Here is a 19,911-nt window from a genome sequence, read left to right as displayed (position 1 = left end):
TGTCCGCATCAGCGGACAAGGCTTCGAATACCCGCTGCCAGACACCGGATCGACTCCAGCGCGTGTGCCGCAGGTGGATCACGCGGAAGTCACCAAAGCGTTCGGGAAGATCGCGCCAAGGAATCCCGGCGCGATACCGATACAGCACCGCTTCAACAAACCGCCGGTTGTCCTTGGCGGTCACCCCGACATGGCCCACACGGCCCGGAAGCAGAGGCTCGATGCGAGCCCATTGATCGTCTCGTAGTCCGTAGCGGCGAGTCATCGATGATCAGCGGTGCCAAGAAGCAACAAGCTTCGCTGATTTAATCAATTGATGACAGGCCCTAGGGCCTGTTAACGCCAAGAGCGTCGTTGTGGCGCCGCCCGGCCTTGGGTTCCCGTCCATGGGGAAGGCGCGCGCCGCGCACTTGGGTGGATGCCCGGGAAGCGGTCCGCCCTCGTTCCTTGCGCTGCGGCAAAACGGTCTCGGCCACAGCGACGCGATTCGCGTGAACAGGCCATAGGGCTACGGCTTCGGCGCGGCCTGCGGCGTGCGCAGCTCGCGGTATCGGGCCAGATCGGCACCGTACTTCTCGGCGACTTCGCGCTTCTCGGTGTCGAACTCGGCGTACGCCTGGCGGTTGGCGTCCAGCGTGCGCTTCAGGTCTTCGAGTTTCTGCGTCAGACCCGGCCCCGGCGTCTTGCCGGCCTTGAGCAGACCGTCAATGCGCGCCTGCTGCTGGGCGACGGCCTTCTCGTTGTCGGCGATTGTGCGCGCGGCAACCCGCTGGCGGCCGTCGAGCATGGCGATGCGCTCGTCGCGCGCGCGCTCGATGTCCTTCTCGCTGTTGTAGGTCCCGAGCAGGAAGCGGTCGTAGTCGCGCTGCTTCTGCGCGCGGCGCGCGGCCTCTTCGCGCTCGCGCGCCGCCTGCGCCTCGACGGCGTATTCGGCGTCGGTCTTCTCGCGCGGCTTGACCTCGCGCACGCGGCCCTGTTCGTCGAACACCTGGCGCTCCTGGCCGACGTACTGCGGCGGCACCGAATCGCCGCAGGCGCGCTGGCCGCGCTCGTCGGTCCAGCACTGCACGCGATGGTTCTGCGCCGCCGGCGGCGCGGCCACGGCGCCGGCCGACAGCGCCGCGCCCAGAACCACGGCCAGTCCCCGCTTCGACAAACTTCGCATCGCCCGTTCCGTCTCGAACCCCGGCGCCGATTATGCGGCATCGGCCGCACCGACCCGGCCGCCGGCGACGACCTGCCCGCCATCGGGGACGGACGGTGCGCGGCGATCGGCGGGCCGGCGATTTCACAGTAAAGTCGCGGCATGTCCGCCCTGCGTCGTTCGCCGCTGCCACCGTCACGCGTCCTCTGGATCGCGCTCGCGATCGCCACCCTGGCGACGGCGCTGTGCCTGACGCTGGCCAGCAGCCAGCCCTACCTCGGCGTCAAGCTCGCCGCCGAGCACCCCGACGCGGCGCCGCGCGTGCTGGCCGCCAAAGGCCCGGCCGCCGAGCTGCTGCGGCGCGGCGACGTGCTCGTCGCGCTCGACGGCGAGGCCGGCCGCGTCGCGCTGCGCGGCGACGATCTGGCGGCGGAGCCGGACATCGCCTATGCCGATTACGCGAGTTTCGCCGCCTTCATGGGCCGCCAGCAGCGACTGGCGACGCTGCAGGCCGGGCCGCAGCTGCGCCTGCTGCTCGCCGACGGGCGCAGCGTGACGCTGCAGCCGGATGCGCACCGGCCGCTCCGCGATCTGCCGTTCACGTTCTGGCTGCAGGCCTTCGCCGCCGCCGCCTGCTGGATGGTCGGCGCCGCGATCTGGGCCTTTCGCCGCGAGCAGCCGGCCTCCGTGTACCTGCTGATTACCGGCTTCGGCACGCTGCTGATGGCCGGCAGCGCCGCGGTCTACAGCACGCGCGAGCTGGCCCTGCCGGCGACGCTGTTCGGCTGGCTCTCGCAGCTCAACCAGGGCGGCGCACTGCTCTGCGCCGGTGCCTTCGCCGCCGTGCTGTTCCACTATCCTCGCAGCCTCGGCACGCCACGCTGGAGCGCGCTGCTGGTGCTCGGCTACGTCGGCCTCTGGCTCATCGAAGCGCTGCACCTGCTGCCGTTCGCCAATCGCGGCGTGCAGGGCGCGATCCTGCTCAGCGTGCTGCTGGCGGCGGCGCTGGCGATCGTGCAGTGGCGCGGCGCGCGCGGCGATCCGCTGCGCCGCGCCGCGCTGCAATGGTTCCTGCTGTCGTGGTTCCTCGGCAGCAGTGCCTACATGCTCGTGGTGCTGATTCCGGCTCTGGCCGGCATCGATACCGGCGAGCTGCAGGCCTACGGCTTCGGCCTGATGTGGCTGGTCTCGCTCGGCCTCGCGCTCGGCATCGCCCGCTACCGCCTGTTCGAGCTGGAAACCTGGTGGTTCCGCGCGGTGGCGCTGGTCGGCGGCGGCGCCGCGGTGGTGATCTTCGACCTGCTGTTCGTCTCGCTGCTCGACATGAGCCAGCCGGCGGCGCTGGCGATGGCACTGGCGATCGCCGGCTGGCTGTACTTTCCGCTGCGGCAATGGCTGGCCACGCGGGTGCTGCAGCGCTTCGGCCTGCGCCGCATGCGCGACGTGCCGGCGCTGCTGCGCGAGATCATCGCCGACTCGCCGCTGGCCGCCGAACGCCTGCTGCCCGAATCGCTGCGCCGGCTGTTCGCGCCGCTGCAACTGGTACCGCTCGAAGAAAAGGCGCTCGGCAAAGTGCGCATCGTCGCCGACGGCACCGTGCTGCGCGTGCCCGGCATCGGCCGCTGGCCGGGCTGGGAAGTGCACTGGGCCGACCACGGCAACCGCCTGTTCAACCGTCAGGACGCGCGTCTCGCGGCGGCGGTGCGCGCGGTGCTCGAACGCATCGTCGCCTACCAGGATGCGGTCGAGGCCAGCGTCGAGCGCGAGCGCACGCGCGTCGCCGCCGATCTGCACGACGACGTCGGCGCACGCCTGCTGACGCTGCTGCACCGTGCCGACGGCGAGCAGGCGCAGGCGATCCGCGAAACGCTGGCGAGCCTGCGCCTGATCGTGCACGGCCTCGGCGCCGAGCCGCAGCCGCTCGCCGAGGCGCTCGCTGAGTGGCGCGCCGAGCTTCACGAGCGCTGCGAAGCGGCCGGCGTACGCGTGATCTGGGACGAAGTCCAGCCGCTGCCGGACTGGCGCCTCGACGCCGCGCACCAGCTGCATCTGGCGCGCGTGCTGCGCGAAGCCATCAGCAACGCGCTGCGCCACGCGCATCCGACCCTCATCGAGGTACGCCTGTCGAGCGAGCACGGCCAGCTGCTGCTGAGCATCACCAACGACGGCAGCTGCCGGCCGCCGCAGCAGTGGCGCAGCGGCAACGGCTTGCGCAGCATGCGCAGCCGCACGCAGAAACTCGGCGGCGAGCTGCATATTCACGGCGAAGCGGGCCGCGTCGTACTGCGTCTGCGCGTGCCGCTCGACACATCCCCCCCATCCGGGGCTGACCCGGCGCGGAGCCTTGCATGAAACTGCACGCGGAACGAACAGGGCAGCACACGCAAAGGACAGCGGGCATGCAGCGCGGCTTGGTCATCGAAGATCTCGCGTCCACAGCGGACTGGCTGCGGCGCGCGCTGCGCGACGCTTTTCCCGGCATGGCCATCGAGCACGCCGAGACGATGGCCGAGGCGCGGCTCGCGCTGGCGCGCACGCCGACCGACATCGCGCTCGTCGACCTCGACCTGCCGGACGGCTCCGGCATCGACCTGATCGCCGAAATCAGCGCGCGCCATCCGGGCTGTCAGTGCATCGTCACCACGATCTACGGCGACGACCGCCATCTGTTCCCGGCGCTGCGGGCCGGGGCGCAGGGCTACCTGCTGAAGGACCAGCCGGTCGAGCGCCTGGTCGCCGCGCTGCAGGCGATCGACGGCGGCGAACCGCCGCTGTCGCCGGCGATCGCGCGACGCCTGCTCGGCATGTTCGCACCCAACGGCACGGCGCCGGAGGAGCAGAAGCTGACCGCGCGCGAGCGCGAGACGCTGACGCTGATCGCCAAGGGCCTGCGTCTGGCTGAAGTCGCCGAACAGCTCGGCGTGACGCGCAACACCGCCGCCGGCTTCGTCAAGGCGATCTACCGCAAGCTCAACATCTCGAGCCGCGCCGAGGCGGCGCTCGAAGCGACGCGCCTCGGCCTCGTCAAGAACGCGTTCTGAGCGGCGCTCAGGCGCCGACGCCGTACTGCGCCTGGTAGGCGCGGATCGCGTCGAGCGTGCCGGCCGGCACCTGCGCGGCGGCGCCGGCCGACAGGTAGGCCAGCATCGTCTGCACGTTGACCAGCGACACGACGCGAATCCCCGAGTCGCGCTCCATTTCCTGCACCGCGGACAGACCGCTCGGGCCCTTTTCCTGGCGATCGAGCGCGATCACCGCGGCGGTCGGCTGCGCCCCGGCGCTCTTGAGCAGGCGCACCGCCTCGCGCAGCGCGGTGCCGGCGGTCAGCACGTCGTCGACGATGACGACGCGGCCCGCCGGCGGCGCGCCGACCAGCGTGCCGCCCTCGCCGTGGTCCTTGGCTTCCTTGCGGTTGTAGGCGTACGGCACGTCGCGCGCGCCGCCGGGCGCATCGGGATCAGCCAGCGCGCAGGCGACGGCGGTGACCAGCGGAATGCCCTTGTAGGCGGGTCCGAACAGCATGTCGTAGCCGAGTCCCGAGGCGACGAGCGCCTGCGCGTACGCCTGCCCGAGCGCACGCATCGCCGCGCCGGAGGAAATCTTGCCGAGATTGAAGAAGTACGGCGACTGGCGGCCGGACTTCAGCGTGAAGGTGCCGAACTTGAGCACTTCGTGCTCGAGCGCGAGGCGCAGGAACTCGGTCTGGTAGGCGGGCATCGTCATGGCGGACACGGGAGCGGAAACGAAGGGCCGGTATGATACGGGCTTCCCCTGCCCAGCCCCAGCCTTCCGCCCCCTTCGAGGACCTGCCGTGCGTGTGATCTCGCTCAATGCCAATGGCATCCGCTCCGCCGCTCGCAAGGGCCTGTTCGACTGGCTGCCGCAACAGAACGCCGACTTCCTGTGCCTGCAGGAAATCAAGGCGCAGCTGAGCGACCTGGAGGGCGACGTCACGTTCTCGCCGGCCGGCTGGCACGCGCATTTCAATCACGCGCAGAAGAAAGGTTATGCCGGCGTCGGCATCTTCTCGCGGCGCGAACCGGACCACGTGCTCGACAAGCTGGGCGTCGCCGAGTTCGACGACGAGGGCCGCTATCTCGAACTGCGCTACGGCGCGCTGTCGGTCGTCTCGCTGTACGTGCCGTCCGGCTCGTCCGGCCCCGAGCGGCAGGCGAGCAAGGACCGCTTCCTCGCGTTCTTCCTGCCGGTCCTGCGCGACTGGCTGGCGTCGGGACGCCAGTACATCGTGGTCGGCGACTGGAACATCGCGCACAAGAACATCGACCTCAAGAACTGGCGCGGCAACCAGAAGAATTCCGGCTTCCTGCCGCACGAGCGCGCGTGGATGGACCAGCTGCTCGGCACCGAGGCGCCGGGCCTGGGCTGGGTCGACGCCTATCGCCAGCTGCATCCGGCGACCGAGGGCGAGGCTTACACCTGGTGGAGCAACCGCGGCCAGGCCTGGGCCAAGAACGTCGGCTGGCGCATCGACTACCAGATCGTCACACCGAATCTGCGCGACAAGATCCGCGCGACCTCGGTCTGGAAGGACACGCGCTTCTCCGATCACGCGCCGCTGACGATCGACTACGCGCTGTAGGCGCACGCCGCCGCCGCCGGCCGGCGTTCAGCCGGCGTCGGCGCGCACGTCGTTCTCGGCGATCGACTGCTCGACCAGCCCCGCCCGCCACAGCCAGGCGTAGAGCAGCACGCCCGGCAGCGCGGCGAGCGTCGTCAGCAGGTAGAAGTCGACGTAGCCGAACCACTCGATCAGACGCCCGGCCGTGGTGCCGGTGAGGAAGCGGCCGACCACCGAGGCCGCCGCCGACAGCAGCGCAAACTGCGTCGCCGTGAAGCTGAGATTGCACAGCGCCGACAGGTAGGCGACGACGACCACGCCGCCGATGCCGCTGGCGATGTTCTCGAAGCCGATCGTGAAGGCCAGGAATTCGTTGCTGTGGCCGATCTGCGCGAGCGCCGCGAACGACAGGTTCGACACCGCCATCAGGATCAGGCTGACCATCACCGAGCGCTTCATGCCGAGCCGCGCGTACAGCACGCCGCCGATGAAGATGCCGATCAGGTATGCGAAGAAGCCGAAGCCGACGTCGTAGGTGGCGATCTCCTCGTTGCTGAAGCCGAGATCGTCGAGCAGCAGGCGCACGGTCAGATTGGCGAGCGTGTCGCCGATCTTGTGCAGCAGGATGAACAGCAGCACCAGCCAGGCGCCGTTGCGGCGGAAGAACTCGGCGAGCGGACTGACGACGGCACCGAACAGCTCGGCCCAGCCCTTGCTCGGCGCCGGCGCGCGATGCCGTGCCGGCTCGCCCATCAGCAGCGCGACCAGCACCGCCGGCAGCACGAAGCCCGCGCACAGCACGTAGGCCGCGCTCCAGCCGAGCGGCGCGGCGACGATCAGCGCGAGTCCGCCGGCGGTCGCCGAGCCGATGCGCCAGCCGTACTGCGACATGCCGGAGCCGACGCCGAGCTGGTGCGGCTGCAAAAGCTCGATGCGGTAGGCGTCGATGACGATGTCGAAGGTCGCGCCGGCGACGCCGAGCAGCACCGCCGCGAGCACGACGCCGCCGAGATCCGCGACCGGATCGGCGAGGCCCAGCCCCGTCACCGCGGCGGCGACGAACAGCGCCGACAGCCACAGCCAGGCACGGCGCTGGCCGTAGCGGCCGAGCAGCGGCAGGCGCACGCGGTCGATCGCCGGCGCCCACAGGAACTTGAGGTTGTAGACGAGAAAGGCCAGCGAGAACGCCGTGATGCTGGCCTTGCTGATGCCGTCCTGCTTGAGCCGCGTGCTCAGCGTCGCGCCGAGCATCGCGTACGGAAAACCCGACGAGACGCCGAGCAGCAGCGCTGCCAGCGGCGCCGACTCGAAATACGGTTGCACGGAAACCGGCAGCCGCGCGCGCAGCGCGGTCACGAAACTCGTCATGGATGATCCGGGAACGGGGCGCGCACAGCGTAGCGCAGGCGCGCGGCGCGTGCCGCTGTCCGGCGTCGCCGGACGCGCGCCACCGGCCGGGCGCGGCACGATCCGGGTGGCGCCCGCGCTCGGACCGAGCGGCGCTGCGGCGCAATGGCAACGATGCGTCCATGAAGCGCCGATGAAGCGGCACGCCGCACGTCATCGCCGCGGTGAGCGCGGCGAGTCGGAAGCGCCCCCAATCCGGAGCGGCGCGCTGCCGCGCGCTGCGGAGGCGCGCGCTCAGGTCCGCGTCCGGCGCCGCGCCTCAGGCGGCGAGCGCCTCGCTGTGCTGCAGGCGCACGAAGACCTCGGCGAAGCGCCGGCCGATGTCATTGTGATCGGGCACGTCGCGCGCGCGGTGATAGACCGGCAGTTCGAGCCGGTCGATGTTGTCGGCGCGCCCGGCGTGCGTGGCGCCGAGCAGCTTGAGGTGGCGGACGATGCGGTCGTGGTCGGAGGCCACGTCGTAGTAGAAGGTGCGGATGCCGTTCTGCCAGGCCGTCAGGTGCAGACAGGCCTGCAGCACGAAGCCGGCACCGCGGCCCTGGTAGTCGTCGGCGATCGTGATCGCGACGTCGGCGGCGCGCGGATCGCCGTTGAGGCGCACGTAGCGCGCGATGCCGATGCCCGGCTCCTCGGGCTTGTCGAGATTGATCGCACCCCAGGCGGCGTGATTGATCTGGTCGATCTGCACCAGGCGCGCGATCTGCTCGTCGCTGAGCCGGTCCGGATCGCCGTTCGGGAAGCGGCGCCGGCGTGCCAGCCGCGACAGCCGCGCGAAGCCCTCGCGCAGGCGCGCCGCGTCGTCCGGACGGATCGGCCGCACCAGGATCGGCAGGCCGTCGTCGAGCACGTACTTGAACGCCCCGGACAGCTGCGGCGTACGCCAGGCATCGAACATCGCGATCTCCTCGGCGCGCGGTGCGCGCTCAGTCGTCGCGCAACAGGTCGAGCGGGTTGTCCCAGTGTGCCGGGCGCCCGGCGCCGATCCCGTCGCGCTCGCCGTAGTCGTCGCGCTCGATGTCGAGCGCCCCCGAATAATCCTCGGGTGGCGCGCAGGGTCGCGCGGCCAGCGCCATCCAGGTCTCGAAGTCGTAATCCTCGAGCGTGCCGTCGTAGTGCTGGACCAGCACCAGCTCGGCCTGCGCATCAATGCCGATGACTTCGAAGGGTTCGCCGTCGGCCTCGAACCACTGGCCTGCCGTCAGATCACCCAGCCATTCCGCCATGATCCACCTCCTGCGCCGCGCACGCGGTGCCCGTCCTTTCTACGCCGCGGCGCCGGGAGCGGCAAGCCATTGCGCCGGGGGCGCGGCGCAAGCGCCTGAAAGCAAGCGGATTCGCGGAACGCGGCGAACCGGCGCTAGGGGCAGGGCAGCGGATACTGCTGGTGCAGCGCCTCCAGCGCGCGCAGCAGCTTCGGCGATAGCGCCAGCGCGGCGCTGTCGAGATTGCGGCGCAGCTGCTCCGGCGTGGTCGCGCCGATGATCGTCGCCGTCACGAACGGCCGCGCGTGCACGAAGGCGAGCGCCATCTGTGCCGGATCGAGACCATGCTCGCGCGCCAGCTCGACGTAGGCGCGCGTCGGCGCCTCCGCCTGCGCGCCGGCGTAGCGCGTGAAGCGCGTGAACAGCGCCATGCGCGAGCCGGCCGGCTTCGCGCCGCCGAGATACTTGCCGGACAGCACGCCCATCGCCAGCGGCGAGTACGCGAGCAGGCCGACGTTCTCGCGCTGCGCGAACTCGGCGAGGCCGACCTCGAAGCTGCGGTTCAGCAGGCTGTACGGATTCTGGATGCTGGCGATGCGCGGCAGGCCTTCCTCGCGATGCAGGCGCAGGTATTCGGCGACGCCCCACGGCGTTTCGTTGGAGACGCCGATGTGGCGGATCTTGCCCTGCCGCTGCAGCGCGGCGAGCGCGTCCAGCGTCTCGGCGATCGGCACACCGCCGTCGCTGCCGTCGGCGTCGTAGCCGAGGCGGCCGAAGTAGTTCGTCGGCCGCTGCGGCCAGTGCACCTGGTAGAGGTCGATGACTTCGGTCTGCAGGCGCCGCAGCGAGGCCTCGCAGGCGGCGATCACCGACGCGCGGTCGAGCTTCGGACCGCCGCGCACGTACGGAAACGCGCCGGGCCCGATGACCTTGCTGGCCAGCACGATGTCGTGGCGACGGCCGCTCCTGCGCAGCCAGCTGCCGATGATTTCCTCGGTGCGGCCGTAGGTCTCGGCGCGCGGCGCGACCGGATACATCTCGGCGGTGTCGAGGAAGTTGACGCCGGCATCGAGCGCCATCTCGATCTGCGCGTGCGCTTCCGCTTCGCTGTTCTGCTCGCCCCAGGTCATGGTGCCGAGACAGATCGGACTGACGGACAGCTCGGTGCATCCGAGGCGGCGATGCGGCAGGTTCATGAGCGGCGCGCGGCGGTGGAAGTTCGCGCGCAGTGTACGCAAACGCGCCGGCGCGGCGCCGGCGCACGCTCAGGCGGCGCGGGCGAGATCGCGTGCTTCGATCAGGCGCCGGACCGCCGGCTTGAAGATCAGCTCCATCGCGTGCTCCTGCTGCGGCCCCGGCACGACCAGCGTCTGCGCGTGCGAGCGGAACGCGCCGGGCACCTCGCGCAGCAGCAGTTCGAAGTCGGCATGCACGCGCGAGTGCTCGTTGAAGTGGATGACGACGAGGCTCTCCTCGGACAGCGGTATCTCGCGCAACGCGAACGGATTGCTGGTGTCGACGAGCGGCACGCGCTGGAAGTTGACGTCGGTGCGCGAGAACTGCGGGACGATGTAGTTCACGTAGTCCGGCATGCGGCGCAGGATCGTGCGCGTCACTTCTTCCGGGTGGTAGCCGCGCTCGTCGGTGTCGCGCTTGAGTTTCTGGATCCATTCCAGGTTGATGACCGGCGTCACGCCGATCAGCAGATCCATGTGCGCGGCGATGTTGACCTCGTCGCCGACGTAGGCGCCGTGCAGCCCCTCGTAGAACAGCAGATCGGTGCCGGCCGGCAGCCGCTCCCACGGCGTGAAGGTGCCCGGCGCCTGGCGCGCCGCAGCGGCTTCCTCGTCGCGATGCAGGTAGTGGCGGATCATGCCGGTGCCGTGCTCGCCGTACTCGCGCAGCAAGCCTTCGAGGCGTTCGAGCAGGTTCGCGCCCGGTGCGAACAGCGAGAAGTTCTCGGCGCGAATGCGCGCGCGCTCCAGCGTGCGGCGCAGCTGCTGGCGATCGTAGGCGTGAAAGGCGTCGCCTTCGACCAGCGCGCCTTTCAGGCCCAGCTCCTCGAACAGGCGCATGAAGGCCTTCACGGCGGTGCTGGTGCCCGCGCCGCTCGCACCGGTGATACCGACGATGGGATGCTTGGCCGACATGAACGAAGGTTTATCGATCCGGTGATCCAGGGTTTTGCGCCGGCTCGTCCCGGACGTTCCGGGATCGGCAGCGGGCGATCAATAGCACAATCCGGCGCCGCGCGAACGAAATCCGCGGCGCCGCGGAAGATCCTCGCCGCCGGGGCGGGTCTGAAAAAGTGCATGCCTCGTCATGACGAAGCGCCGCAGGCGACCAAGCCATCCGGCGGCGCGCGACGCTGACGGCACCTCCGGATCGCCACGGCCGCTGCGCGGCCCCGCGATGACGGCGTGACTCAGACCTTCCCTAGACGCGGCGGTAGGCGAGATCGAAGACGGCGTGGCCGAGACGCTCGCCGCGCGCCTCGAACTTGGTCTTCAGGCGCGTCGCCGGACGCGGCACGTAGCGACGGTCCGCCGACAGGTTGCGCAGGCCGGGCTCGGCGTTCAGCACTTCGAGCATGTGCTCGGCGTACGGCTGCCAGTCGGTCGCCAGCGACAGCAGACCGCCGGGCTTGAGCTTGGCGACGGCCAGCTTCGCGAACCCCGGCTGCACGAGGCGGCGCTTGTTGTGGCGCGCCTTGTGCCAAGGGTCCGGGAACTGGACGACGATCTCGTCGAGCGAGGCGTCCGGCAGCCAGTCGCGCAGCACCACGACGGCATCATCGCTCGCCACGCGCAGGTTGCGCGCGCCGGCCGCGTGCGCCCGATTCATCAGCCGGCCAACGCCCGGCCGGTGCACTTCGACGCCGAAGAAATCATGCTGGGGCTCGGCGACCACGCGGCTGTGCAGATAGTCGCCCATGCCGAAGCCGATCTCGAAAATGCGCGGCGCATCGCGACCGAACAGCGCGACCGGATCGAGCGTCGAAGCCGGCGCGCTGACGCCGTAGAGCGGCCACAGCTCGTCCATCGCGCGCTTCTGCGCATCGGTCATGCGGCCTTCGCGGCGCACGAACGAGCGGATCTCGCGGCGATGCGTCGCCCCGTCCGCCGCGCCCGCGGCCTGCGCTGCTTCGGTATCACTCATGCGTGCGCATCCATTCGGCGACCGCGCGATCGGCCGCGGCCGGCTGCGCGGCGAGCGCCGCGATCACGCCGGCACGGTCGGCCGCCGTGCGGTTCTGGTTCATCTTGAATTTGGCATCGAGCCGTTCGAGCGGCAGGCGGAACGCGACGATCGCCGCGGCAAGCCGTTCGACCCGCTGCGGATCGGCGTCGAAGTCCGGGTCGAAATGCGCGCTCAACGCGCGCAGCGAGTCGAGCGCCGCCATGCCCTCGACGAGCTGCGGACGTCCGGCGACGTGCACGACGGCGTAGTTCCAGGTCGGCACGTGCTGCGCCGGCGTCTCGTACCAGCGCGGCGACACGTAGGCGTGCGGGCCGTGGAAGATCGCCACCGTGCGGCCGTGCGCAAACGCCTGCCAGTGCGGATTGGCGCGCGCCATGTGGCCGTGCAGCGCGTCGCCCTGCTGCAGCAGCGGCAGGTGCGTGATCTGCGGCTCGTCGCCGGCGACCGTCGTCACCAGCGTCGCGAACGGATGCGCGGCGATCAGGCGCAGCGCGGCAGCGCGGTCGCGGCCTTCGAAATGGCCCGGCGTGTAGAGCGACATCGGCCGCTAGAACGGCAGACCTTCGAGCGGCGACGAGGCGCTCGCGTAGCGGCGGCGCGGCATGCGCCCGGCGAGGCGCGCCTCGCGGCCGGCCTCGATCGCCTTCTTCATCGCGCTCGCCATCAGCACCGGGTTCTTCGCCTCGGCGATCGCCGTGTTCATCAGCACGCCGTCGCAGCCAAGCTCCATCGCGATCGCGGCGTCGCTGGCGGTGCCGACGCCGGCATCGACGATGATCGGCACCTTGGCGTTCTCGATGATCGTCAGCAGGTTGTACTTGTTCTGGATGCCGAGGCCGGAGCCGATCGGCGCCGCCAGCGGCATCACCGCGACGCAGCCCATTTCTTCGAGGCGCTTGCAGAGGATCGGGTCGTCGCTGGTGTAGACCATCACCTCGAAGCCGTCCTTGATCAGCACCTCGGCCGCTTCCAGCGTCGCGGTGACGTCCGGGTACAGCGTCTTCTGGTCGCCGAGCACTTCGAGCTTGACCAGCTTGTGGCCGTCGAGCAGCTCGCGCGCGAGCCGGCAGGTGTGCACCGCGTCCTTGGCCGTATAGCAGCCGGCGGTGTTCGGCAGGATCGTGAACTGGTCCGGCGGCAGCACGTCGAGCAGGTTCGGCTCACCGGCGTTCTGGCCGATGTTCACGCGCCGCACGGCGACGGTGACGATCTGCGCGCCGCTGGCGACGATCGCGCGGCGGGTTTCGTCGTGGTCCTTGTACTTGCCGGTGCCGACGAGCAGGCGCGACGCGTACGCGCGCCCGGCGATATGGAGGAGATCTTCTGCGGCCATCTCGGATTCTTGCGCTGGGCGCGCGCGCCGGAGCGCGGGCGCCACGGTTTCGGGGGCGCGCAGTATATCGCCCGCCGGCCGCTCAGGCCGGCGTCGGCCCGCCCCGCGACCAGCGACGCAGGCGCAGCGCCAGCGCGATCTGCAGCAGGCCGAGCACGATCGCCCAGGTGCCGATCAACCAGACCAGCGAAACCGCCCCGGCGCCCGGGAACGCGATCAGATAGCCGGCGAACAGCAGCCACAGCAGGCCGGCCAGCGCCATCAGCCACTCGCCGTCGATCTGACGGCGCAGGCGGATCGCGGTGATGATCTCGAGCACGCCGATGATCAGCGCCCAGCCGGCGATCAGATAGACCAGCAGCAGCGCCGTCAGGCCGGGCAGCAGGAGCACGACGATACCGGCGGCCAGACTCAGCAGGCCGAGCAGCGCGTACGGCCCGTCGCGCCCGCGCACGCCGACGACGATGCTGAGGATGCCGTCGGCCAGCGCGTAGACCGCGTACAACAGCACCAGCGCCGTCAGCGTCAGTGCCGGCCAGCCCCAGGCCAGCACGCCGAACAGGATCGCGGCGATGCCGCGCAGCAGAAACGCCCCCCAGTTGCCGGCAAAGGCCTGGAACAGGGACGGCGGAACCGGGGTAACGACTTTCATCCGGGCTTCTCCGGGCGGCGCTCGCCAGCGAGCGGGGGAAACGGCGACAAGATGAAAAGTGGAGCGGGTGATGGGAATCGAACCCACGCTATCGGCTTGGGAAGCCGAAGTTCTACCATTGAACTACACCCGCGCAGGGCTGGCATTGTAGAGCAGGCGTGGGGCGGAACGTCAAAAACGGATGCCGTACGTTAATTAACCCCGGATTCCAAAGCCACCTGCTACTGGGGGGACGTCGGCTGACGTCAGCTATTCGGCGGGGATTACCGTCCACGGGCATCATGCTCCTCATGGCTGGCCGTGATTGCAGCAACGGGGGCCTGAATCAGGGGTTATTCAAACTTTCCCTAACTGATTCGGGCGAGGATCTTTTAACTATCCCTTGGTCGTCGAAAGGATCAAGTCACGGATGGTGTTGCCTTTGGTTCGCAGACTCTTGACGCCCCGACTCCGAAGCCACGCCTCAAGATCTTCTTGGCCTTTGCCAAGTGCCCAGGAATCCATCGCCTGCAAGGCTGAAATCGAGTCTTCGAGTCTCAGGATTTCAGGCCGAATGCCAAAGCACTTTCCTACGACTTGAAGCACTTCTGAGGCTTCATCTTGACTAACGCCTTCAGGTAGACCTCGCAAAATCTGATCTGCCGCCATTGGTTCGCGGCCGCGCATCCATTTTTGCCGTGAATGATGGCGGCCTGCGAAATAAGCTGCGGCGGCCACCGCGACAACGCCGCCGAGAAAACTAGCTCCAACGTCCATGGCTAGTTACCCCCGCAGCCGCAGTTCGATCCTGCCCCATTTTGTCCGGAACCATCCTGCCCTGAGTTGCCCTGCGAATCATCCGACCGAGCTTGATACAACCCGTTTGCCAGAATTCCGATGTTGTAGAACCCAATGCCGACTGTCGCAACTCCGATAACTGCGGCCGAGCTTCGCATGAGCGCTGAACCGGAACCGGGAACACCGAAGCCACGCGGAACACTGGTTAGCGGATTATTAGACCCAAGAAGCGGTCCACGAAAACCAGTCGCTGGAGATAAGGATTTCGGCCAAAGTCCGCCTGCTAGCGCCACCGCAGCAGGTCCAACATTGACCATATGATCAGTCACAAAATCAAGGTAGCGATCCGCGTACGTGCTACAGTCCGCCAATCCTAACGGGTCAATATTAGAGATAGGGTTGGCGCTCGTGTAGATGTAAGTGTTAATGCCCCCTTTTTGCCCAATTGGATCGCTCTGCAAATATCTGCCAGTCGAAGCGTCGTAATACCGGTTCCAGTTGTACCAGAGCGCAGATTCCGTATCCCAGTACTGCCCCGGAAATCCGAGGTTGAACCCATTGACTGTATCCAGCGTGTTCGTCGTCACCGTGCGGTCGTAAGCGAAATTGCTAGCCCGCCAGACGATAGCCTTTGACGCATTGGTCACAACTTCCGGCCTACCGAGATGATCGTTGTGCACGTAGTACAGCGTGCCGTTTTTGATCACGCCGATCGGTTCGCCGTTCAGCCAGATGTACTGCGTCGTCAGCGTCGTGCCGTTGTTGCTCGTCTCGCCCAGCAGACTTCCGTCAGGAGCGTACACGTAGCTGTAGTTGCCGTACGGGCCTTGCTTGCGGGTGCGCTGGTTGAAGGCGTTGTACGTGTATGTCGTCGTGTTGCTACCGGTCGAGCTCGTCTTCAGGCGACCCAGACTGTCGTACGTGTAACTGAAGTTGCCGTTGTAGCCGGTCTTCGAGGTGATGTTGCCCAGCAGATCATGCGTAAAGCTCTTGGTACGCGTGCCGGTGATCGTCGGAAGACGATTACTGGTCGCGGCTGGCTGGTAGGTATCGGTCGCGCTATTCCATGCGTGCGTCAGGCGATTGCCATTCCCATCGAACGTCCAGCCCTGGTTCCCGGACGAGGAGGTCACGGCGGCAAGGCGGGACAAGGCGTCATACGAGAAATTCTGCGTCAGGCTCGACGTCGTCCCGTTCGCAATTTTCGTTATTTCGTCCAGAACGTTGTACGTATAGCCAAGGCTCTGCACGGTCCCGGCGCTTATGCCCGTACGGCGATAGTCTTGGTCATAGGCGCTGCTCCAGCTGATCCCGTTCCCGTAAGTGGCCGCCGTTCTCGGCCCGTACGGCACATACCGGACACTGGTCAGCACATTGGAAGAATTGCCCCCTATGACACTCCGGACAGCTGTGACCTGATCATGAAGGTTATATTCGTACAGCACCTGATTGCCGCCGGGGTATATGACGGCCTTGATGCGATCCCTGTAGTCGTATGTCCAAGCCGTTGCAAACACGGTTCCAGCGATCGTCTGCGCCTGGCTGGCCAAGCGGCCGGTCGGCGTATACGTATACATCTTTGCGCCACTACTGTCCGTGACGCCACACAGCAGGCCATGTCCGTTGGTACACGTATCGTATGTATACGAGATAGTCTCGCTGCCCTGCACCGAAGTCGTCTGAACCAGAAGTGGGCGGCCAATCAAGTCGTACTGATACGAGACTGCGCTGCCATTCGAGCGCGTCATCAGCACCAGTTGCCCCGCAGCGTCGTACTGGTACGTCGTGATTCCAGTATCAGGGGAATTCAGCTCCACCAGATTTCCGAGACCGTCGTACTTGTAGCGTGTTACCAAGCCCTTAGGGTCCGTCACGGACTCCACATTGCCTGCAGCATCATATGAATACCGCGTTGGAGCTGCGACGCCATTGAGAGGATCGACAATCTCGGAAAGCTGGTCGTGACTGTTATATCCGTAAACCGTATCCCGATACCCGCCCGAAATGCCGGCGGCTCTCGACATAGTGGCAATATTGCCATTCTTGTCGTAGGCGTATTTCGTCTGCTGATAATTCACGCCCTCCTCTCGCGTAAGCCGGCCCAGTTCATCTCTGAAGTAGTTTCTTTGGAGACGAATTTGGTCATCCCACTGGATTCCGCTTTCAGTCAAAACGCGCACCGACTCCCAAACCGAACTCGAGTACAAGTCTCCATTCCCGGAATAGGAATACGCTGTCCAATACTTTGACGAAGCATCCGGCCGCCGCGAAACTAATCGTCCCACGGCGCTATAACTTTTCAATTCCAGTGTACTACCATTTTCCTGGACTTCAGCGACATTCCCCAAGACGTCATATCGATAGGTCTTCGTTACCGTCTGGCCGTCGAGCAACATCTGTATTGCGGAGAGGCGGCCACGCGCATCATAACTAAGCGTTATGGCATGGCCATTGGGGCCGGTAATCAGCTGCGGCAGCCCAATCGCATTATAATTTCCGTACTGAATCGTGTTTCCGTAGGCATCGGACTCCGATATCAAATCGCCCGTCGAGTTATAAGTATTGACCGTAATGTCGGCAGAGCCTGCCTGCGGACCATCCACCGTCATGGAAGCGACCATTCCATTTGCGTGAAAGGTATAGCTATATTGAGATTTTTGTACCTGATTAGCGACTCCGAATGGCGACCGGTTGTAGACCGATATCGATTTCAAGCGGTTTGCAGAAGACCCTTGCGACCAATATTCATACTGTAGCTCGCTTATCGGCAAGGATAAGCTGGCGCCATACTTCCGAATCTTCAGAACTCTTCCCGGAACGAGCGGATCCCATTCATAGGTTGTAATCCGTTCCTGATTAGGGAAGGTCGCATTTTCACCTTCAATCAGCTTTTCGAGTTGCCCTTTGGCATTGTATGTATAGTGAGTAACATTTCCGTTCCAATCGGTTTCCGACTGCACGTACCCGGCAGCATCGTATTCAATGCTGGAGGAAACATTCGGGCAACCGGTAACGCCCGATCGCGTCACATTGATCAGACGGTTGTTTCCGCCATTTGTTTTTTCGAAAGTGTACTGCGTGGAAGCACCGGAGACGTTATTGATAGTAGTAGTCTCCAGATCACCGTTAGGCGTCTGGATAAGGCCGTAAGAGAATGTCAGCTTCTCGGACCCATCAGCCATTCCGCTTTCGTGCACCTTCCAATTCGGATGATACGAGTACGAAGTATATTGAACCCCATTTATCTTTATCCCCGCCAGCTTGTCTTGTACATAATCATACGAGCGGGTTTCTGCAGGCGTCCCCGGATACGTGACACTCTGTAGAAGAGATACGGACGAGTATGCGTAGACATACGTACTTCCCGCCGAATCCGTGACGCCTAGGACGCGAGGTTTCAAACCACTAGCTGTCCATTGGAATGTAATACTCCGTCCCGAAGTATGGGTAACCGTCGATAGCTTTTGACCGTTATAAGAAAGGTTCCAACCCACACCATGACTGTTCCTGTAGGACGTCCATAGCCCAGTCGCGGAAAAATTATCAACCCGACCATCTTCGTAGAATAATCGCCAAGTCCCGTCCGGCTGTCGATCAATCCAACTGGCCGGATCATCTTTTCCATCAAAGAATCTATTAGGGGCGGCGGGATTGGTATTTCTGAAGGTGTACTGGCCCCCGCGCTCATCGTTGAGGTGTACGGCGACCAGTTGCCCCGAAGACAAGCCGTCGCAGCCCGTACTGAAATCCGGAGCGGGATAGCAATAGGTCTCGGAAGTCTCGCCTGCGCGGATGAACGTGAACGCGAGTTTTCGATCAAACGTCGAAATCCATCCAGACCCAAACATTCCATGCCCAGGCCATTTTCCTGCATACACTCTCCTGACGCTCAAGCCCTCCTCGCCGGGCATGGAAAAATCTTCTTCATTCTGAATTTTTTCGCCCGAGGAGATAACAACAGGCCTGCCGGTAGCGGGGGCACTACCCCCTTCACAGTTGCCTGGTGCAGATTCTCGCTCCTCATCAGCCTCCGGCTTTTCAAATATAGGACGCCCCTCCCGCACCAATCCTCCCTGCTTGGAATTCGGGCCTCTACGCTCCGGAAACCTGAAGTAAATCACACCAGGCCGCTTGCTTCCCGTCACGACCACTTCCGCTATGTCGTCTTCTTGCCCATAAGACATCGGAGAGAATGGCAATAGCAGAACGCCTCCCAGGGCGGCAACTATTGCGAACGTAGCGTTTATCGGCTTCTTCTCCGTTGTCTCTCTATTCGACTCGACAGCCTTGGAATCAGTCGAAAAGGCCGTTCGACACCTCGCGAATGTATTAATCATGCTCAGTACTAGTGCCCCCATCTTTCCGCACATCCCGATCCGATAGTCTTGAGAAACCCCTGAATAACTCCGTCATCGAAAAGGCCACGCAGCGTCCGCGGCGATCCAAGACTCCGTTTGTGTAGGAGCGATGACGGATTTCGGCTTTGCAGACCTTGCTTAAATGTATGTTGCAGGCCCGATGTGAACCCGAACCCAGGCCACACTGACCGCCATGCTGCCCCTAGCAACAGCCCTACAGCAAGCTAAATTTGCATGAAGAACGGCCTACTCTTGGGCTTTTTTTGTGACCGACTTCTCGCTAGCTCGCCTATTGCCCTTTGATGGAGTCCACTGGAATGTGTGTGTGACGGTGGAACAGGTCTAACTATCCATCATCCGGGGTCCGTGCAGAACGAATCGGGACAGGTCAATGCGAGTTGTTGCTAGACCTTGAAGGCTCACCTGTCCCGGTCATGCACACGGGACAGAGGATATTTGTCGATTCAAACAAACGCTACGCGTTGACGTTCGCTTGGGGCCAAGTGACACGAAGGGCGTCCTTACATATCCCCACCGAATCACTTAGCCCCATGCTTCAAAAACCAGATTCCGGTCGTACACGACCGGAATCCATCACGCAGTATCACTGCGTGATGTACACACCACACCGATTCATTTAGCGAACGTGTAGCTCGCCATACCCCATGCAGTCGTTGCGTTCCCCTGTCCATCCTTAATCGGAACGAAGCGACACTTCCCCAGACCGCTTCTTACCGCCTCATCGAGTCGAACATGACCACTCGATGATTGGATTTTGCTGCTTACGACACGGCCTTCCGTATTGACCTGTATCTGAACCGTCACCGTGCCCACTTCACCCAAGATCTTCGACACGGCAGGGTATTCCGGTGGTCGGCAATCACCTTCCACCTTCAACACTGGCAATGGCCGGTAATCCCCCCGCCGAATAGCTGACGTCAGAAGTGGAATTTTCTCGTAATCTTTCCCCGAGGAGGTTCCATGAAGAAGTCTCGATTCACCGACAGCCAGATCATTGCAGTCCTGAAGCAGGCGGAAGCCGGCACGCCCGTGCCGGAGTTGTGCCGCGAGCACGGCATCAGCTCGGCGACGTTCTACAAGTGGCGCAGCAAGTTCGGCGGGATGGATGCGTCGCTGATGTCCCAGCTCAAGGAGCTTCAGGACGAAAATCGGCGCCTGAAGAAGATGTATGCCGACGCGCAACTCAGTGCCGATCTGCTGAAGGAGGCGATGTCAAAAAAATGGTGAGGCCATCTCA

Annotated in this window: 18 protein-coding genes, 1 tRNA gene and 1 pseudogene; 4 read left to right on the top strand and 16 right to left on the bottom strand. The window is 65.2% G+C overall.

Going from position 1 to position 19,911, the window contains the following annotated elements; translation table 11 throughout:
* Together K343_RS24240 and K343_RS0117850 are read right to left on the bottom strand one after the other, a co-directional pair.
* On the bottom strand, positions 1-265 hold a 265-nt coding region (locus K343_RS24240; protein WP_154662649.1), incomplete at its 3' end, for a transposase.
* Between the two features lie 243 nt (positions 266-508).
* Complete coding sequence (locus tag K343_RS0117850) at positions 509-1,165, bottom strand: hypothetical protein (RefSeq protein ID WP_154662648.1); 657 nt, start codon at positions 1,163-1,165, stop codon at positions 509-511.
* Positions 1,166-1,306: 141 nt separating this feature from the next.
* Here K343_RS0117850 and K343_RS0117845 point away from each other — a divergent pair, with 141 nt between their 5' ends.
* Positions 1,307-3,496 carry a sensor histidine kinase gene (locus K343_RS0117845; protein WP_028009224.1) on the top strand — a complete coding sequence of 730 codons (2,190 nt, stop codon included), beginning with the start codon at positions 1,307-1,309 and terminating at the stop codon, positions 3,494-3,496.
* A gap of 47 nt (positions 3,497-3,543) precedes the next feature.
* Positions 3,544-4,185, top strand: a complete 642-nt coding sequence (locus K343_RS0117840) for a response regulator (RefSeq protein WP_028009223.1) — start codon at positions 3,544-3,546, stop codon at positions 4,183-4,185.
* A 7-nt stretch (positions 4,186-4,192) separates the two neighbouring features.
* Here the strand turns inward: K343_RS0117840 and pyrE are convergent, their stop codons facing one another.
* On the bottom strand, positions 4,193-4,861 hold the full coding sequence (pyrE, locus tag K343_RS0117835) for an orotate phosphoribosyltransferase (RefSeq protein ID WP_028009222.1): 669 nt from the start codon (positions 4,859-4,861) through the stop codon (positions 4,193-4,195).
* A gap of 94 nt (positions 4,862-4,955) precedes the next feature.
* On the opposite strand from pyrE, the gene K343_RS0117830 reads away from it, so the two are divergent.
* Entirely contained in the window at positions 4,956-5,744 is a 789-nt protein-coding gene (locus tag K343_RS0117830) for an exodeoxyribonuclease III (RefSeq protein ID WP_028009221.1), read from the top strand.
* A 27-nt stretch (positions 5,745-5,771) separates the two neighbouring features.
* Here the strand turns inward: K343_RS0117830 and K343_RS0117825 are convergent, their stop codons facing one another.
* The 13 genes from K343_RS0117825 to K343_RS25350 form a co-directional block, all read right to left on the bottom strand.
* Complete coding sequence (locus K343_RS0117825; RefSeq protein WP_051278695.1) at positions 5,772-7,091, bottom strand: AmpG family muropeptide MFS transporter; 1,320 nt, start codon at positions 7,089-7,091, stop codon at positions 5,772-5,774.
* A gap of 298 nt (positions 7,092-7,389) precedes the next feature.
* Entirely contained in the window at positions 7,390-8,025 is a 636-nt protein-coding gene (locus tag K343_RS0117820; protein WP_028009219.1) for a GNAT family N-acetyltransferase, read from the bottom strand.
* Between the two features lie 28 nt (positions 8,026-8,053).
* Positions 8,054-8,353, bottom strand: a complete 300-nt coding sequence (locus K343_RS0117815; protein ID WP_028009218.1) for a DUF6763 family protein — start codon at positions 8,351-8,353, stop codon at positions 8,054-8,056.
* A gap of 134 nt (positions 8,354-8,487) precedes the next feature.
* Positions 8,488-9,522, bottom strand: a complete 1,035-nt coding sequence (locus K343_RS0117810) for an NADP(H)-dependent aldo-keto reductase (protein WP_028009217.1) — start codon at positions 9,520-9,522, stop codon at positions 8,488-8,490.
* A gap of 75 nt (positions 9,523-9,597) precedes the next feature.
* Entirely contained in the window at positions 9,598-10,482 is an 885-nt protein-coding gene (locus K343_RS0117805; RefSeq protein ID WP_028009216.1) for a phosphoribulokinase, read from the bottom strand.
* A gap of 286 nt (positions 10,483-10,768) precedes the next feature.
* Complete coding sequence (gene trmB / locus K343_RS0117800; RefSeq protein WP_028009215.1) at positions 10,769-11,491, bottom strand: tRNA (guanosine(46)-N7)-methyltransferase TrmB; 723 nt, start codon at positions 11,489-11,491, stop codon at positions 10,769-10,771.
* Positions 11,484-12,074 carry an FMN-binding negative transcriptional regulator gene (locus K343_RS0117795; RefSeq protein WP_028009214.1) on the bottom strand — a complete coding sequence of 197 codons (591 nt, stop codon included), beginning with the start codon at positions 12,072-12,074 and terminating at the stop codon, positions 11,484-11,486. Before K343_RS0117795 ends, trmB begins: the two co-directional genes overlap by 8 nt.
* A gap of 6 nt (positions 12,075-12,080) precedes the next feature.
* Entirely contained in the window at positions 12,081-12,866 is a 786-nt protein-coding gene (locus K343_RS0117790) for a thiazole synthase (RefSeq protein WP_020651226.1), read from the bottom strand.
* An 82-nt stretch (positions 12,867-12,948) separates the two neighbouring features.
* On the bottom strand, positions 12,949-13,518 hold the full coding sequence (locus K343_RS0117785; protein WP_028009213.1) for an HdeD family acid-resistance protein: 570 nt from the start codon (positions 13,516-13,518) through the stop codon (positions 12,949-12,951).
* 59 nt (positions 13,519-13,577) lie between these two features.
* Positions 13,578-13,651 (bottom strand) — tRNA-Gly (locus K343_RS0117780).
* Between the two features lie 242 nt (positions 13,652-13,893).
* On the bottom strand, positions 13,894-14,274 hold the full coding sequence (locus tag K343_RS24705; RefSeq protein ID WP_154662646.1) for a hypothetical protein: 381 nt from the start codon (positions 14,272-14,274) through the stop codon (positions 13,894-13,896).
* A gap of 2 nt (positions 14,275-14,276) precedes the next feature.
* Positions 14,277-18,440: an RHS repeat-associated core domain-containing protein gene (locus K343_RS24700; protein WP_161628921.1), complete on the bottom strand. Its 4,164-nt coding sequence runs from the start codon at positions 18,438-18,440 to the stop codon at positions 14,277-14,279.
* Positions 18,441-19,286: 846 nt separating this feature from the next.
* Positions 19,287-19,544: an energy transducer TonB gene (locus tag K343_RS25350; RefSeq protein ID WP_366514399.1), complete on the bottom strand. Its 258-nt coding sequence runs from the start codon at positions 19,542-19,544 to the stop codon at positions 19,287-19,289.
* Between the two features lie 90 nt (positions 19,545-19,634).
* Here K343_RS25350 and K343_RS0117775 point away from each other — a divergent pair.
* Positions 19,635-19,895: pseudogene (locus K343_RS0117775) on the top strand (transposase); the annotation flags it as partial.
* Between the last annotated feature and the right edge of the window lie 16 nt (positions 19,896-19,911).

Source organism: Solimonas flava DSM 18980, from assembly GCF_000426685.1.
Lineage (GTDB): Bacteria > Pseudomonadota > Gammaproteobacteria > Nevskiales > Nevskiaceae > Solimonas > Solimonas flava.
Note: the sequence above shows the minus strand (reverse complement) of the source record. Positions and strands in the feature narration are given on the sequence as shown.